Genomic DNA, 16113 nt, shown 5'->3' on the forward strand with positions numbered 1-16113 from the left:
TTTGCCCCGGAGGCAACCCGTGAATCTGACAGCACAAGATGTTGAGTACATCATCCGGCAGGGTGTACCCCTGGCCGAAACGATCGACCTGCGCGTCGAGCACGTGTCGGCGGAAGGGGCACGGATCCGGATTCCGTTTCGTCCCGCGGGGACACGACCCGGTGGCAGTTTGTCCGGTCCGGTGATCATGGCCGCCGCCGACGCCGCCATGTATGCGGCGATCCTCGGTGTTCTGGGACGTGTCGAAATGGCCGTGACCAGCAATCTCAATATCAATTTTCTGCAAAGGCCCGCACGCCGCGACCTGCTGGCATCGGCGCGGCTGTTGAAGCTGGGGCGCAGGCTGGCCTTTCTGGAAGTGGAACTCGTGACGGAGGACGACGAGACGCTGGTGGCTCATGCGACTGGCAGCTATGCCTTGCCGTCGGAGGCGGGTGGAACGTGATGGGGTTGGCAAAAAGAAAACGTGACATATTGTCATATTAAGGACAGGCGGAGTACACTGATGAAGAGTACGGAGATGAATGCATCTTCCATGGAGCTGGAACAGCGCCGTCAGCCGGTGCAGGAGCGGAGTCGGGAGCGTGTCGAGCGCATTCTGACAGTTGCCGCGAGGCTGATCAGCGAGAAGGGGGTGGATGCCCTGAAAACGTCCGAGATTGCGCGGGAGGCGGGGATCTCCCTGGCGTCACTGTACCGCTACTTTCCCAACAAGGCAGCGGTCATCAAGGCGCTGGCGGAACAGCATATCCGCAAGCTGGATGCCCATCTCAAGGCCTTTGCGGAATCGCTGGACCTGGACAACGGTTTTGATCAGCTGATCGACACCTATGCCCGCTTCTACCGCTCCGAGCCCGGTTACAAGGAAATCTGGTCAGGCGTGGAAGCCATGCCTGAATTGCAGGCGCTGGACCTCGGTGAGCTGTACGACAACGCCCGGGTGGTGTCGGAGGCGGCTCAGGCCCGGTTTCCGGATGTGGACCCGGACCGGCTCTGGCTGATCTGCGTGATGTTGCCGAGGGCATGCGGCGCCGTTTTGCGGCTGGCGATGACCATGTCGGAAGACCAGGCCGCTGTCATGGTGGATGAGCTCAAGCTCATGGTGAAAAGTTATCTGAGGGTGCGGCTGGCACCGTGATCTGTCGCCCGCCCTCGCACACGGGAGTGCAGGAGGGTGGGTGTGCTGATGTCGGAAAATTCCTGGGAGACCTGGGCAGAGGCGGCCGGGGAAGGCTTGCCCGCTGCCGTCCTGGATCTGGACGCTGCCGAAAAGAACATTGAACTTCTGGCCCGACAGGCAGGCAACAAGCCACTGCGGCTCGTGACCAAATCCCTGCGCTGCCGGCCGCTGATCGCTCATCTGCTGGCGTATCTCGGTGACCGCTGCAGTGGTCTGATGGCGTTTCATCCGGAGGAAGCAGCCTGGCTCTCGGAGCAGTTCCGGAGCTCCATTCTGGTCGCCTATCCCTCCACGCAGGTCCACGCCCTGAGCACGGCCCTGGCAGCGGTGCGTCAGGGGGCGGACATCACCTTCATGGTCGATTCGGCCGATCACCTGACCGCGCTGACTCAGGCCATGCGCGGCAACCCGGTGACCGTTCCGGTCGCCATTGATCTCGACATGTCCTCACGCTGGCCGGGGCTGCACTTCGGCGTGCAGCGCTCGCCCATCAGACGTCAGGAAGACCTTGCTGCACTGCTGGACGAAATCCGCAAACGGCCCGGATTCAGGCTGGCAGGTGTCATGGGATATGAGGCGCAGATTGCGGGGCTGCCGGACCGGCGGCCGGATGACCGGCTGCATTCGCTGGCCGTACCCCGGCTCAAGACGCTTTCCCGGCGCCATGTAGCCCGGTGGCGCGCGGAGGCCGTCAGGGTGATCCGCGATGCCGGCTTCAGCCCGGAGTTTGTCAATGGCGGTGGCACGGGGTCCGTGGCCTTCACGGCAGGCTGCCCGGAGGTGACGGAAATTGCCGTGGGCTCGGGCGTCTTCTGTCCGCATCTTTTCGACCATTACCGGGACCTTCCGCTGCGGCCTGCCGCCGGCTTCGTGTTGCCGGTCGATCGCCGGCCCCAGCCCGGTGTCGTCACCTGTTCCGGCGGGGGGTATGTCGCGTCAGGGGCGTGTGATGCGTCCAGACTGCCGAAACCGGTGTGGCCCGAGGGCGTCAGCCTGTTGCCGCTGGAGGGTGCCGGGGAGGTGCAGACACCCGTTCGCCTGCCGGCGGCAGACCTGAACCCGGATCGTGTCGTGTTTCGTCATGCCAAGGCAGGAGAGCTGTGTGAACGGTTCAATCAGCTGCGGGTGCATCGGTCGGGAAAGGTCGTGGCCGGGTGGCCCACCTATCGCGGGGAAGGCCGCTCATTCATCTAGGAGGCGCGAATGGATAAGTTCTGGGACTACATCATCATTGGCTCGGGCGCCGGCGGCAGCGTGCTGGCGGAGCGCTTGGTCCGTGCGGGCGCGCGTTGCCTGATGCTCGAAGCCGGGCAGCGGTATCGCCCGGAAGACTACCCGGCCAACGAGCTGCACGCCAATACCCGGCTGATGTGGCACGGCGGCATGGACATGTCGGAGGATGCGGGGCTGCTGTTCTTGCGCGGCAAGACGCTCGGCGGTGGCACGGTCATCAACCAGGCTCTGCTGGACCGGTTCGATGAGCTGGCCTGGTCCGACTGGCGGGAGCGCAGTGGTATCGACGACTTTTCCGTGGAGGCCATGGCACCGCACTATGAAGCGGTCGAAAGTGAGCTGAGCCTCCAGACCATTCCGGAACAGCACTGGAATGGCAACGCACGCCTGTATGTGGAGGGGTTCGAGGCCTGTGGTTATCGCTGGGCACCGCTGCGCCGGGGGCAGCGCGGATGTTCGCCGGATAACGACTGCATTCAGTGTCTGGGGGGCTGTCGCAGGGCCTCGAAACAAAGCATGGCGGTGACCTTCCTGCCAAGAGCCGAGGCGGCCGGCCTGGAGATCCTGACGGCGTGCCACGTGGACCGGGTGCATCCGGGTCCGCACTATGCCGTGGTGCAGGGCCGCATGCGCGGGCGCCCGCACACCTGGTACGCCCGCAAGGTGGTGCTGGCGGCCGGTGCGCTGGGCACGACGGAGATCCTGTTGCGATCCGGACTGGCGCGCCACCTTCCGGCACTGGGGCAGCACTTCTGGTGCCATCCTCAGTTCATGACCCTGGCCATGATGCGGGACGTGGTGGACGCTCACAAGGGCGCCTTGCAGGCGGTCAAGTCGGATGATCCCCGGTTCCGCCAGCAAGGCTTCAAGCTGGAAAACGTCTTTGCCGGCCCCATTGCCGTGTCCATGCTCAAGGCGGGGTTCGGTCCGGCCCATCAGCGCTTCATGAAGGACTACCGCCACCTGGCCTGTATCGAAGTGGCCGTGCGGGATGTCACACCCGGTACACTGAGACTGGACAATCAATCCCGCCTGCGCATTCACAAGCCGCTGGGTGATCCGGAATGGGCCCGGGCCAGAGCGGGTCAGCAGGCCATCGAGAACATCTTTGAGGCCGTGGGCGCGGAAACCATCGACCATGCTCGCCTGCGTATCGGGCTGCACCTGATGGGCGGGGCCGTCATGGGAACAGATGACCGGACTTCGGTGGTCGCACCGGATGGTCATGTGCACGGCATGCCGAGCCTGATGGTTGCAGATGGCAGTCTGTTTCCATCCGCTCCCGGCATCAACCCGTCACTGACCATCATGGCCATGGCACAGCGCATTGCCGGTATCGAAACAGGCTCCGTGTCGAGCCGGGAACAGGCAGAGGAGGTCAGTGCATGACACCGGTTTCAAACTATCTTCCGGGCCGGGCGCTCAGGACTCTGGAGCGTCTGGGCAACCTGATGTGTCCGGGGGTGGAGGGGATGCCGGCCTTTTCGGCTACGGGCTGTCTCCATGCACTGGACGAGTTGCTGGCCGCAACCCCCGAAGCGGATCGCCGGGATCTGCGGCACCTGCTGCTTGTACTGTCCGTGTGGCCTGACCGGGGGCTGGCCTGGCTGCTGCGTGTGGCAGGCCGGGCGGAGGACGCCTGGTCCCCGTTGCGGCCGCTGCTGCGCCAGCTGGATCTCGGCTTGCGGGGGATTGTGTACAGCCTGTACTACAGCGACCTGGGATATCTGAACCAGTCATCCGGCGTTCATGCCGCCATGGACTACCACATTCACTGTGAACAGGAGCACTGAACATGACGCTTGCAGAAGCCACACAGGGCCGTCCGGCCCGGACCGGGGAGCCGGCCGGCATTGACAAGGGTATGGCCGAACTGCGTCAGGCCGCAGAGGCGCTGGCGGCCGTGCCGCTGGAAATCCGGGCGCATGAGATCGGTAAGATCATTGAAGCGGTGACACGGCAGCGTGACGCGATTGTGGCACAGATTCAGGCGGAAACCGGCAAATCTGCCACCGATGCACTGGTTTCCGAAGTGCTGGGGGCACTGGATTATCTCCACTGGTTGCAGTACCACGCACCGCGCATACTGAAAGACCGCAAGGTCAGAACTCCGTTGTTGCTGCTCGGCAAGCGCAGTGAAATCTGGCATGAACCGCTGGGTGTGGGGCTGGTGATCACGCCCTGGAACTATCCCTTCCATATTGCACTGACCACCGTGGTGACAGCGCTGGTGGCGGGGAACGCTGTGGCCCTGAAGCCTTCGGAATGGACGCCGCTTCGTGGACTGATGGAGTCGGTGGTCGGGGCCAGCCAGGTTTTTGCGCCTGCATTCAGCGTCTTTTACGGGGACGGCAGGGTCGGACAGGCATTGATAGACCAGAAACCGGACCGGGTCTGTTTCACCGGCAGTATCCCCACCGGGCGGGCGATCATGGCTCAGTGCGCGCGTTATGGCATCCCGGTGGAGCTGGAGCTTGGCGGCAAGGACGCGGCCATTGTCACCGAAGACGTGAATGTCGAACGGACGGTGGAGGGCGTGCTGTGGGGCGCGCTCACCAATTCCGGACAGAGCTGTACATCCATTGAACAGCTATACCTGCATGAGCGTGTTGCAGATGAGGTCGTGAACAGACTGAAGGCGCGACTGGGCGAGCTGGTCGTGAACCGGGACAAGGTGGGTGAGGCCGATATTGGCTGGATGACCACATCCTTCCAGGCGGAAAAGGTCTGGCAGCAGTGGGAGGAGGCGGTTGCCCGCGGCGGGGTGGTGCATGCACCGCTCCGGCGGCTGGATGAGTCCGGACAGGTGATGCTGCCCGGATTGATCGAAGTGACGGACCCCGGATGCGCGCTCTGGCAGGAGGAAACCTTTGGTCCCGTCATTGCCTTCCGGCGCTATCGCCAGGACAGTGACGTCATCCGGGCAGTCAATGATCTGCCCTTTGGTCTGAGTGCCAGTGTCTGGTGCCGCGGTCCGAAGCGGGCGCGGGAGCTGGCCCGTGCGCTGAAAGTGGGCGCGGTTTCCATCAACAACGTCATGCTCACCGAGGGGCATCCCGGACTGCCTTTCGGCGGACGCAAGGCCAGCGGTTTCGGCAAGGTGAAGGGGGAGGATGGCTTGCTGGGCTGGGTGAACCGCAAGGCCGTGATGCAGGATGGTCAGCGTGCGGCCTCCGAGCCCAACTGGTTCCCCTATACGCCGGCCAAGTACAGTGCATTTGACCGGTTGATCCAGGCCCTCTTTGGCGAGCACGGATGGCGCCGCTGGTGGGGACTGATCCGTGCGGGATTGGTGCTGGATGCTGCGGTCAGGCAGGGGCGGGCCCGGGCACCTGACTGATTATTCCGATCGGGCACCGGCCACACGGTTCATGCAGCGCTTGAGCAGTGTGGCCGAGTGGTCCAGTGCCGCCAGAGCACCCTTGCCGGCAACCGTATCAATCAGTTCCCGCGCCAGCTCATGATGGGTTTCGGGCAATTGTGGCAGCACATCGTCTGCCGTGGCCCCCATGCGTGCGGCCATGATGATTTCAGTCCGGATGCGGCTCTCCCCGGCACAGACCTGATAACCGTATTCCGCGCTGCCCTTGGGTGGCAGACCAAAGGTCTGGTACACGCGTCTGGCGCAGCGGGCATAGTCCTGATGAATGCTCAGCAGTACTGATTCCGCCCCCTGAGCCGTCATGCGCGCTTCCAGGGTACGGATCACCTGCGGCGTGGACTTGACCGTTTTCGGAAGCACCTCAATCAGGTCATCCGCCGTGGCCCCCTTCATCATGAGCTGAGCGAGCGTAAAGAGCTCGGCCGTGATGAGTCCGCAGGTCTGGAAACTCTGCTCCGGCTCCGGGGACTCCGCCACGGCCGCCTGTCCTGCAAGCAGCAGGGTGAACGTGACCACGAGACTCGGGATACGTAGCCGGAAAGACATGGATTCAGTGTCCTTCCAGTGGCATGATCGCACCATTTTCAATCAGGCGTTCATAGGCTGCGTCGACGCGCCGCAGGATCTCTTCGGCCAGCGGATTTTTCCGGGATATCAGGAAGGCTGCCGTACGCTCCCGTACCGGCACGGAGCGGAGATTGTCCACCGGTTCCTGCTTCAGGACCTCGTAAACCGGATCCGAGTAGTCCAGCAGGTAGTCACCACGACCGATTTTCAGCATTTTCAGTGCCGAGGCGTGGCTCGTTGTCGTGGTCACATTGTAGCCGTTTTCGGGGGTGAGCTTGTAGGCCAGCCCGCCGTAGGTGAAGCCGGTGATCAGGATCAGGCGCTTGCCCTTGAGATCATTGAGGTTTTCCACCGGCGGGGTGGAATCCAGATGCCAGATCTTCAGATGAATCCTGACGGGCCTTGCACGGCTTTCCAGCACGTACCCCTCCAGTGCCGGCACACCTGTGACCCCGGGCCAGAGATCCACCTGACCTTCCTGCAGATAGAGATAAATGCGGGAGATGGGCAGGGCGATGAATTCCGGCGCATAACCGGCTTCAGCCAGCACCTTGCGCGTGATATCCAGAAAGCTGCCGGCGGGCTGTCCCTGCGCGTTCGTGTACTCGAAGGGCGGAAACTCCACATAGGCAACCCGCAAGGGCTCCAGTGCCCAGGTCATGCAGCTCATCAGTCCGACAACACAGCCCAGAAACCAGCGCAAAAGCATTCCTTCTCCCTGTTCAGTTCAGATAAGGTGAACCCGGATACTCATTATAGTTGAACCTTCGCGTTGCCGGTCAGTTGGGGCAGATGGTGTGTGATGGCCTTCTCAATCCCGGTGAACCGGAAGCGGAAACCGGGCAGCCATTCCATGCGCGATGCACGGACCCTCTGACTGGCCAGAAGCAGCTCTGCCAGTTCGCCCATCAGGGTCCGCAACAACCAGGCGGGAACCGGCAGCATGGCCGGGCGCTTCAGTGTTCGCGCCAGGACACGGGTGAAGTCTTCGTTGGTCACGGGATTGGGCGCAACAGCGTTGAAAATGCCCTCGGCCTCATGCGAATCGGTCAGCGCCAGAATGAGGCGAACCAGATCTCCCCGTTCAATCCAGGACATCCACTGAGTCCCTGGGCCCAGACGACCGCCCAGTCCCAGCCGGAAAGGCAGCAGCAGGCGTTTCAGCATGCCGCCGGGCCCCATGACCAGACCGATCCGGACAATGGCCAGCCGCGTCCCCAGTACCCGCACGGGGCGTGCGGCAGACTCCCATTCGCTGCAAAGCCGGGCTGCGAAATCGTGACCTGCCGGTGAGTTCTCGTCCACCCATTCGTCACCGCAATCACCGTAATAGCCAATGGCCGAACCGCTGACCATGACGCGCGGGGCGGTCTGGCGTGTGGCGCACCAGTCCACCAGCGACCGCGTGACGCCGATCCTGCTTTCCCGGAGCACCTGTTTGCGTGCATCGGTCCAGCGCTTGTCGGCAATGCCTTCACCCGCCAGATTGATGACGACTTCCGGGCAGATGTCTCCGAGTTCGCGCCAGTCCCGGAAAGGCTGTGCCTCCGGGTAACGTTGCCTGGCCGCATCCGGCTTGCGCGTCAGCAGCAGGACACGATAGCCCCGCTGCTGCAGGGCGGGGATCAGGGCTTCGCCGATGAATCCGGTTCCTCCGGTGACCAGTGCGGTGTTCATGAGTCTGCACCTTCCTTTTCGATCAGCTTGCCGACAAGTGTCGCCAGAAACCCTGCGAATTCGGGGTGTTCGCCCACAGGGGGCAGCAGACGCAAGGTACACGGAAAACGGGCTTCCAGGTCGGCTATCTGTGCAGGCAGATCTTCGCGCAGATGTTTTCCCTGTGCAAGAAACAATGGCAGGACGGCAAGGTTTTGCTCCCCGGCCTGAACACACGCTTCCACCACGCTTTCAAGTGAAGGCTCGGTGAGTTCCCAGTATGCCAGCTTCACGTCCTTGCGCACATTGCGGATCTCTTCGAGCAAGGCCTCGAAGGGTGCTTTCCATCTTGGGTCCCGGCTGCCGTGCGCCAGGAGAATGACTGACGTGCCCATGTCTGTATGCTTCCGAGTCGTGTTACCCTGAGTGTACCTGTTTTTGCACAGAGGTGTCTGCCCCATGTGGTCGCCCCACGAAATTGTTCATTTCTGGTTCGGTGAGCCGGGCCCGGATGGTTTGCCCGACCCGGCGTACAAGAAAGCCTGGTTCATGCCCACGCGGGCACGGGATGCCGAAATCCGCAAGCGTTTCATGGGCATGCTGACCCTGCTCGAGGAGGGCGGCTTTGACCACTGGCAGGAAACCCCGGAAGGGACATTGGCAGGCATCCTCCTTCTGGATCAGTTCAGCCGCCAGATCTATCGCGGCACTGCGCTGGCCTTCGGTGGTGACCGGATGGCCAGAATGTGGATGCGTCGGGGCCTGGACAGAGCTCAGGACGTGGATCTGATGCTGGTTCAGCGCGCCTTCTTCTACATGCCGCTGCAGCATTCGGAACGGCTGGCGGACCAGCGCGAGGGCGTGGCCTTGTACGAACAACTGGTTCATCTGGCTGAAGGGCCACTGCGCGTCCTGTTGCAGGGATTTCTGGATTCTGCCCGTGAGCATTGTGCAATCATCGAACGGTTCGGACGCTTCCCGCATCGCAACCGGGTGCTGAAACGTCCTTCAACCGATGCGGAACGTGTCTGGCTGGCGGACACCGGAAAGCGCTTTGGTCAGTAAACTTTCGGAAATTTTCGGACGGATTGGTCGGAATGTGCTTAAAAATGACAACCAGTTCACGTTTTTGTGTGATCTGTTGTTATTTTGACCGCCTTCATCTCCAGCCTTCTGGTCTTTTTGGTACAATGATGCCGGACAAGTCGTTCCGGGAAGAAAAACAAGCCACACGTTAAAAAAGTGGCATTCAAATTACCCTGGCAAGGTCAAGTAGGACACGGAACATGGTGGATTCAGAGACTGTGGCGCTTCCACGCATTGAAGAAGCGCTCAACGAGAGTATTCAGTACAAGGGCCGCAAGGCGGCACGGGCCAAGAGTGAGCACCGGCGTCGTCTGATCCTTGAAGCGGCCTTGCGAATTGTGGCCCGTGAGGGCGTTCGCGGGATCAAGCACAGGGCCGTGGCACGGGAAGCAGGAGTACCGCTGGCTTCCACGACCTATTATTTCAAGGACATTGAAGAGCTCATATCGGATGCCTTCAACCTGTTTGCCGAGAAGAGCAAGGCCAAGCTCGAGTTTTTCTACTCCGAACTTAACCGGACCGTCGCCCGCTACGACCTGGACGAGGTGCGCCAGTCGCCCGAGAAACTGCGCCAGCTGGCGGATGACATGATCGAGATGGGCGTGCGCTACCTGGTCGCGCAGGTCAAGTTCAGGAGCGAGGACCTGCTCAGTGAACAGACATTTCTTCTGGAGTCCGTGCGCGATGATCGTCTGAAGGTGCTGGCGCGCACCTACAAGGAAGTCTGGCTTGCGGGACTGGTGGATTTTCTGCGCAAGCTGGGCTCGGAGTCACCCGAGGCCGATGCGGCCATCATCATGGGGACCGTAGCCAACATGGAGTACGAAGGGGCACTCAACGACGGCAACCTCGATCTCGGAAGAGTGAGAGGCATCTGGCGCCAGCTTGTCGAGATGATGCTGGGGCTGCGCAAGCCGCTGGCTCACTGAATCAGGGCAGCGATCCGTTCCAGGGGCATGGCGGCACCATAAAGGTGGCCTTGCCCCAGGAAGCTCGTCTCATGATCCAGAAGCAGGGTTTCAATGTCCTGTGAATGGATGTGTTCAACCACCACATCCAGATCCAGATGGCGCGCCAGATCCAGGGTCAGAAACACCACCTGGCGGTCGAGCGGATTTTCCACCAGTTGCTCCGAGAGGCTGCCATCCAGTTTCAGCGTGTCCACCAGTCCCGCATTCCGCAAGGCGGTCACGGCCGCGAGTGACGAGTATCCGCTTCCGAAATCATCCAGTGCCACCGAGAGATTGGGGTAGGCCTGATAGAGCGTATTGAGCATGTCAAAGCGGTGGAACAGCTCGTACTCGGTAATTTCCAGAATCAGGTTCAGGCCCCGCTGAGCGAAGGTTTGCAGGCAGCACTCGAGAGCTGCCATGACCGCAGGCTGATCCATGGAGTCCGGGAACAGATTGCAACTCACGGCAGAGAGATGTTGCGCAATGTCGTCGGCCTGCTGATGCAGGCTGTGCAGCACGGCGGCATCCAGTAGGGGGCCGAGACCCTGTTCATGAACCGCGTGGATGAAACGTTCCGCTTCAACGAGCTGGCCATCATGGCGGATCCGGGCGAGTGCTTCACAGTATTTCAGCGAACGTCTTTCAGCAGACACCGCCATCACCGGCTGGAAGTGGAGCTGAATGTCATGCGACTCGATGGCTGCCCGGACGGTATTGAGTATCCTTCCTCCTTCTTCCACTTCACAGCGCAGGTTGCGGGTTTCGTCCTCGCTGAACAGTTTGACCGGCATACCCGGGTGGGCGCGCATCAGCTCTCCTGCAAGCATTCGCAGGGCATCGTGATCCATGCCGCTGAGTTGCCGCGTTTCCAGTGCCCGGATATTGAAGCGCGGCGCAAACAGATCATTGAGGTCGTCGTGAGCCGAGTGGGCCGCCTTGCGCAATTGCGCCAGTACCCGCTTGATGTCTTCCTTGTGGGCGTAGCGGTAGAGGATGTGCAGGGAGGAACCGTTTTCCACGACGCCTGCCACCCGGTTTTGTGTCAAGGGTGTTTTCTTGATGGCGCGGTAGATGTTCAGCAAGGCCTGACGCAACATGCTCGGTGATGCGGGCGATTTCTGAATTTCAATGACCACGGTCATGAAGTAGGACAGCTTGTCATCCTGTGTCATCACGTCGGAAAAGAAGCGGAAAAATTGCCCGATGCGATCACTCTGGAAAGCCACATAGGCATCCTTGAGGCGATTCTCCAGGAGCGCATAGAGTTTCTGAAACTCGGAAAGCCCCAACAGGGCATCCGCCAGCTGCCCCTGGGCAAGCGCGTGCTCGAGATGAATGGCCTGATCATGCAGTGCATGGTGCAGGATCAGCAGACCCGACTTGTCGGAGTGATCCAGATGCTGCGTGAGCAGTTGAAACTCAAGCGAATTGAGCCAATCCGAGAACGGGCAGTGGGCCAGGCTGGTGTCCGGCAATCTGGCCTCGTCTTCACAAAGCGACTTGAGGATGGCCTGATACCAATGGCGATGTCGTGTGACGTCCATCTCCCAGTCAATGGTATCCGTTGGTCTGAACAGTTCTCCGGCCACGCGAGCCTGTACTTTCAGTGCGCCGGCCATCAACCCCCTGCGGGCCTCGGTCAGGCGGGTTGTCAGGTCGTCTTCTTTCCGTTCCACCAGGTGGAGTTGGCTGAGACGGGTCAGGTCATCCTGCATTTCGCGGGTTTCATTGATCAGGAGGGAGACCGAGGGCGCGTAGCGTTTCTGCAGGAATTCCCCCCAGGCCGAGAACTGTGCTGCCAAATCGGATACAGGGCCGTCCAGGGCAAACCGGAGTGCTCTGGCCATTTCCCCGGTGGCCTTGTCCGCTTCTTCCACGCTGTTGAACCAGGCCGGCAGTGCAGGGGAGGCCAGCAAACGGGTCAGATGATCCCGGGCCACCTTCAGGCAGGCTGAATCCGTGGAATGGATGGACATGAGGCAACCCCGGCAGAGTATGTATCTTACAGTTTAGTTCATTTAATGAGCGGCCGGGGTTAATTTCCGGTCAAAATGAGCCCGGAATGAAAATTTTTTGAGAAAGGGGCTTGCCAAGTGATAGGGGCCTTCTTATAATTCGCCACCGTTGAAAGGCAGTGATGCTTTGATTTCAACAGGTTGAGAGCGGGAATAGCTCAGTTGGTAGAGCACAACCTTGCCAAGGTTGGGGTCGCGAGTTCGAGTCTCGTTTCCCGCTCCAATTTTTACCTCCTTATTTTCCTCCCTGATTTCGCATAGCTTCCCTTCTGTGCCTATACTTGACCCATGAAATCATACGGGTCTCTGGCATGGCAGATCTTCTCAGCAGTATCGACGCGCGCACCAAACTGGTCGGGGAAAACCGCCTGGAGCTTCTGCTTTTTCGTCTGGCGGGCAGGCAGCTGTATGCCCTCAACGTTTTCAAGATTCAGGAAGTCCTCAAACTGCCGAATCTGACGGCGGTGCCGCACCGGCATCCCCATGTGCTGGGCGTCACGCACATCCGGGATCTGACGGTTCCGGTGATCAACCTGTCCCAGGCCATCAGGCTGACGCCCCTGGATCCCAAAACCTCCGACACCCTCATCGTTTGTGAGTACAACCGGCAGGTGCAGGCCTTTCTGGTGGGCGGCGTCGAGCGCATCGTCAACATGAACTGGGAACAGATTCTGCCGCCACCGCGTGGCGCGGGCAAATATCACTACGTTACGGCGATCACGCACTATAACGACCAGATTGTCGAGATCATCGATGTGGAAAGAGTGCTGGCAGATATTTCGCCGCCTTCTACCGATGTGCCCGCGGAAATTCTGAAAGATGAGATCAAGGCTCAGACTGAAGGCCGGGAGATTCTGCTGGTGGATGACTCCCCGGTGGCGCTCGCCCAGGCAAAGGGCACCCTGTCCCACCTGGGCATCCGTGCCATTACCGCTTCGAATGGGCAGGAAGCACTTTCGCTGCTCAAATCCTGGGCAGACCAGGGTATTCATGTGCCGGAAAAACTGCTGATGGTGATTACCGACGCAGAGATGCCATCCATGGATGGCTACCGGCTGACCACCGAAATCAGGCAGGATCCGCGGCTGAAGGATCTTTATGTCGTACTGCACACGTCGCTCAGTGGCAGCTTCAACAAGGCCATGGTGAAAAAGGTGGGGTGCGACGATTTCCTCTCCAAGTTCAAGCCCGAAGAACTGGTGCTGGCTGTGGAGCAGCGGCTTCAGGCCCGCCGGGAGGCACACTGAACCCGGTGGTCAACTGCCGGGCGAACGGGTACACTTTCCGCCCTGATCAACGGGTTGGAAAAGGCGCTTCATGCTCAGGATTCATTCTTTGTATCTCTATCCGGTCAAGTCCTGTGCGGGCATCCGGGTTTCCCATGTCTGGGCCGGACCGCAGGGCCTGGCCGGTGACCGCCGCTGGATGGTGACCGATTCCACCGGGGCGATGCTGACGGCACGCAAGCACCCCGAACTGCTTCGCGTCCAGCCATTGCCCGATGAATCCGGACTTTGGCTCACGGCGCCCGGGATGCCATCCCTGCATGTTGAGCGTCCCGTTTCCGGCCCGGTGGTCAGCAGCCAGGTCTGGCAGGACGCTGTGGACAAGGCGTGCCTGTCAGAAGCCGGGAGCGAGTGGTTCGGGCGATACCTGGGGCAGGACGTGAAGCTGGTCTGGATACCCCCTGAAAACCTCCGGCCCGTGGATCCGGCCTGGGCGGGAGATGCCTGGACCGGCTTTGCAGACGGGTTTCCGCTTCTGGTGACTCACCAGGCGTCTCTGGAGGACCTTGCCCGGCGGGTCGGCATGGCGCTGGACATGCGGCGATTCCGGCCCAATGTGGTGATCGGGGGCGGCGAGGCCTGGGCCGAAGATGGCTGGAGCACGCTGAGGGCGGGCGAAGTGACCATAGCCCTGAGCAAGCCGTGCAGCCGCTGCGTGATGACCACGCTGGATCCCGACACTCAGGCGAGGCACCCGGAAGTTCTCAGGACGCTGGCGGGATTCCGCAAAACGGAAGCGGGCGTGATATTTGGCAGGAATGCCCTTGTGCGGGCACCGGGCATGCTTTGCGCCGGCATGAGCCTGCGGGAGGAATAAGTGGCACTGATTACACTTCGTGACGCCTGTCTGGCTTACGGGCATCATCCGCTTCTCGATCATGCGGACATGACACTGGAAGCTGGGGAACGCCTCTGTATCGTTGGCCGCAACGGTGCCGGCAAGTCCACCCTGCTGAAAGTCCTGTTGGGCGATGTGCAGCTTGACGGCGGGGAACTGCAGCGGCAGCGGGATCTGAAGGTGGCCATGCTGCCCCAGGCCCTTCTGGATATCCCTGAAAAAACCGTGTATGACGTGGTGGCTGAAGGGTTGGGCGAGCTTGGCGATGCACTGCAGGACTGGCACCACGAGAGCCAGAAAGGGGAGCAGGTGAATCTGGCTCGCCTGGATGCGCTGCAGAAGCGCATCGAACTGGGGGATGGCTGGCGCGTGCATCAGCGCATAGAAAGTATTCTGGATCGTTTCGGACTGGATCCCGATGTCCGGTACGAGGATCTGTCCGGTGGCTGGAAACGGCGTGTGCTGCTGGCGCGGGCCATTCTGCCGGCTCCCGATGTGCTGCTGCTGGATGAGCCCACCAACCATCTGGACGTGGACGCCATTACTTGGCTGGAGGAATGGATGCCGGGATTTGGCGGTGCCGTCGTCTTCATTTCCCATGACAGGGCCTTCCTGGATCGTACCGCCACCCGTATCGTGGAACTGGATCGCGGCAAGCTCTACAGCTGGCCGGCGCCCTATGACGCCTATCTTGAGAAGAAGGCGGAACAGCTGAATGCCGAGGAAAAGGCCCGCGAGCGGTTTGACAAGAAGCTGGCGCAGGAGGAAGCCTGGATCCGGCAGGGCATCAAGGCCCGGCGCACCCGCAATGAAGGTCGTGTCCGCGCGCTCAAGGCCCTCAGAGAGGCCGCACGCCAGCGTATCCAGCGGCAGGGCTCTGCCTCGCTTCAGATTCAGGAGGCCGAGCGCTCCGGCAAGATTGTGGTGGACATGCAACAGGTGACCTTCGGACATGATCCGGATCACCCCCAGGTGCGGGATCTGAACTGGACGCTGATGCGGGGCGACCGGGTGGGTATTCTCGGGCCCAATGGTATCGGCAAGTCCACGCTGATCAAGCTGGTCACCGGCGAACTGCAGCCACAGAGCGGCCACATTCGCCGGGGAACCAAACTGGAAATTTGTTACTTCGACCAGTCGCGTGATCAGATTGATCTCTCGAAATCCATCTGGGACAACGTGGCAGAAGGCAAGGATCACGTCGAAGTAGGCGGGCGGACCCTTCATGTGGCCGGCTACCTGCAATCCTTCCTGTTTGACAGTCAGCGGTTGCGAACCCCTGCCAGTGCCCTGTCCGGCGGAGAAATCAACCGCCTGCTGCTGGCCCGGCTGTTCACACGGCCTTTCAACCTGCTGATCATGGATGAGCCCACCAACGATCTGGATATCGAAACGCTGGAAGTCCTGGAGGATATGCTTACCGCCTATGATGGCACGCTCCTGCTGGTCTCGCACGACCGCGCCTTCCTCGACAATGTGGTCACCAGCACGCTGGTTGCGGAGGGGGACGGGCGCTGGACGGCATACGCCGGCGGCTATTCCGACTGGCTCCTTCAGCGACCGTCCCCGGCCTCAGTGCCTGACAAGCCGCAACGGGACGCGGGGGCTGCGGAAGCGCCCCCGGAATCCGGTACGTCCGCGCCAGAGCGCAGCAAAGGCCAGGGCAAGCTCAGCTACAAACTCAAGCGCGAACTGGAACAGCTGCCTGCAGAGATTGAACGTCTGGAGCGCGAGATCGAAGCGCTTGAGGCCCGGACCCAGTCCCCCGATTTCTACACGGGCGATCATGTGGAAGTGACCCGTACGCTGGAACAGTTGGCCGAGCGGCAGAAAGCGCTGGAAGCCCTCCTGGAGCGATGGATGGAGCTGGAGGACATGTCCCGGGGATAATTTACAAAATTCCACAGCCGTTATGGT

The 16113-nt window shown here is 61.1% G+C and carries 16 protein-coding genes and 1 tRNA gene; 12 read left to right on the forward strand and 5 right to left on the reverse strand.

Features of this window, described 5'->3' with window-relative positions; all coding sequences use genetic code 11:
• Positions 1 to 19: 19 nt before the first annotated feature.
• From AAIA72_RS01400 to AAIA72_RS01425, 6 genes are read left to right on the forward strand one after another with little or no spacing between them, the layout of a single operon-like run.
• Positions 20 to 445, forward strand: coding sequence for a PaaI family thioesterase (locus tag AAIA72_RS01400; RefSeq protein ID WP_369601670.1), 426 nt, complete (start codon positions 20 to 22; stop codon positions 443 to 445).
• A gap of 60 nt (positions 446 to 505) precedes the next feature.
• Complete coding sequence (locus AAIA72_RS01405; protein ID WP_369601671.1) at positions 506 to 1138, forward strand: TetR/AcrR family transcriptional regulator; 633 nt, start codon at positions 506 to 508, stop codon at positions 1136 to 1138.
• 48 nt (positions 1139 to 1186) lie between these two features.
• The gene (locus tag AAIA72_RS01410) at positions 1187 to 2374 is read left to right on the forward strand and encodes an alanine racemase (RefSeq protein WP_369601672.1); all 1188 of its coding nucleotides are present in this window, start codon (positions 1187 to 1189) and stop codon (positions 2372 to 2374) included.
• A 9-nt stretch (positions 2375 to 2383) separates the two neighbouring features.
• The gene (locus AAIA72_RS01415) at positions 2384 to 3802 is read left to right on the forward strand and encodes an FAD-dependent oxidoreductase (protein ID WP_369601673.1); all 1419 of its coding nucleotides are present in this window, start codon (positions 2384 to 2386) and stop codon (positions 3800 to 3802) included.
• A complete protein-coding gene (locus AAIA72_RS01420) occupies positions 3799 to 4206 on the forward strand; it encodes a hypothetical protein (RefSeq protein WP_369601674.1) in 408 nt (135 codons plus the stop codon). The genes AAIA72_RS01415 and AAIA72_RS01420 overlap by 4 nt, the downstream gene beginning before the upstream one ends.
• A gap of 2 nt (positions 4207 to 4208) precedes the next feature.
• Positions 4209 to 5753, forward strand: a complete 1545-nt coding sequence (locus tag AAIA72_RS01425; protein ID WP_369601675.1) for an aldehyde dehydrogenase family protein — start codon at positions 4209 to 4211, stop codon at positions 5751 to 5753.
• Here the strand turns inward: AAIA72_RS01425 and AAIA72_RS01430 are convergent, their stop codons facing one another.
• Genes AAIA72_RS01430 through AAIA72_RS01445 form a run of 4 tightly spaced genes read right to left on the reverse strand, consistent with a single transcriptional unit; the run spans position 5754 to position 8413 of the window.
• On the reverse strand, positions 5754 to 6341 hold the full coding sequence (locus AAIA72_RS01430; protein ID WP_369601676.1) for a hypothetical protein: 588 nt from the start codon (positions 6339 to 6341) through the stop codon (positions 5754 to 5756).
• Between the two features lie 4 nt (positions 6342 to 6345).
• Positions 6346 to 7071, reverse strand: coding sequence for a substrate-binding periplasmic protein (locus tag AAIA72_RS01435; protein ID WP_369601677.1), 726 nt, complete (start codon positions 7069 to 7071; stop codon positions 6346 to 6348).
• A 44-nt stretch (positions 7072 to 7115) separates the two neighbouring features.
• Positions 7116 to 8039 carry a TIGR01777 family oxidoreductase gene (locus AAIA72_RS01440; protein ID WP_369601678.1) on the reverse strand — a complete coding sequence of 308 codons (924 nt, stop codon included), beginning with the start codon at positions 8037 to 8039 and terminating at the stop codon, positions 7116 to 7118.
• A complete protein-coding gene (locus AAIA72_RS01445) occupies positions 8036 to 8413 on the reverse strand; it encodes a sirohydrochlorin chelatase (protein ID WP_369601679.1) in 378 nt (125 codons plus the stop codon). The genes AAIA72_RS01440 and AAIA72_RS01445 overlap by 4 nt, the downstream gene beginning before the upstream one ends.
• Positions 8414 to 8477: 64 nt before the next feature.
• On the opposite strand from AAIA72_RS01445, the gene AAIA72_RS01450 reads away from it, so the two are divergent.
• Positions 8478 to 9083 carry a DUF924 family protein gene (locus AAIA72_RS01450; protein ID WP_369601680.1) on the forward strand — a complete coding sequence of 202 codons (606 nt, stop codon included), beginning with the start codon at positions 8478 to 8480 and terminating at the stop codon, positions 9081 to 9083.
• Positions 9084 to 9304: 221 nt separating this feature from the next.
• Complete coding sequence (locus AAIA72_RS01455; RefSeq protein WP_369601681.1) at positions 9305 to 10033, forward strand: TetR/AcrR family transcriptional regulator; 729 nt, start codon at positions 9305 to 9307, stop codon at positions 10031 to 10033.
• Here AAIA72_RS01455 and AAIA72_RS01460 read toward each other — a convergent pair.
• Entirely contained in the window at positions 10027 to 12033 is a 2007-nt protein-coding gene (locus tag AAIA72_RS01460) for an EAL domain-containing protein (RefSeq protein ID WP_369601682.1), read from the reverse strand. The genes AAIA72_RS01455 and AAIA72_RS01460 overlap by 7 nt on opposite strands.
• Positions 12034 to 12219: 186 nt before the next feature.
• On the opposite strand from AAIA72_RS01460, the gene AAIA72_RS01465 reads away from it, so the two are divergent.
• From AAIA72_RS01465 to AAIA72_RS01480, 4 genes are all read left to right on the forward strand, one after another.
• Positions 12220 to 12295 (forward strand) — tRNA-Gly (locus AAIA72_RS01465).
• Positions 12296 to 12383: 88 nt separating this feature from the next.
• Complete coding sequence (locus AAIA72_RS01470) at positions 12384 to 13319, forward strand: chemotaxis protein CheV (RefSeq protein WP_369601683.1); 936 nt, start codon at positions 12384 to 12386, stop codon at positions 13317 to 13319.
• A gap of 70 nt (positions 13320 to 13389) precedes the next feature.
• Complete coding sequence (locus AAIA72_RS01475) at positions 13390 to 14175, forward strand: MOSC domain-containing protein (RefSeq protein ID WP_369601684.1); 786 nt, start codon at positions 13390 to 13392, stop codon at positions 14173 to 14175.
• A complete protein-coding gene (locus AAIA72_RS01480) occupies positions 14176 to 16086 on the forward strand; it encodes an ATP-binding cassette domain-containing protein (RefSeq protein ID WP_369601685.1) in 1911 nt (636 codons plus the stop codon). It abuts the gene before it with no gap.
• The last annotated feature ends 27 nt before the right edge of the window (positions 16087 to 16113 follow it).

This window comes from Thermohahella caldifontis (genome assembly GCF_041153465.1).
In the GTDB taxonomy this organism is placed as follows: domain Bacteria; phylum Pseudomonadota; class Gammaproteobacteria; order Pseudomonadales; family Oleiphilaceae; genus Thermohahella; species Thermohahella caldifontis.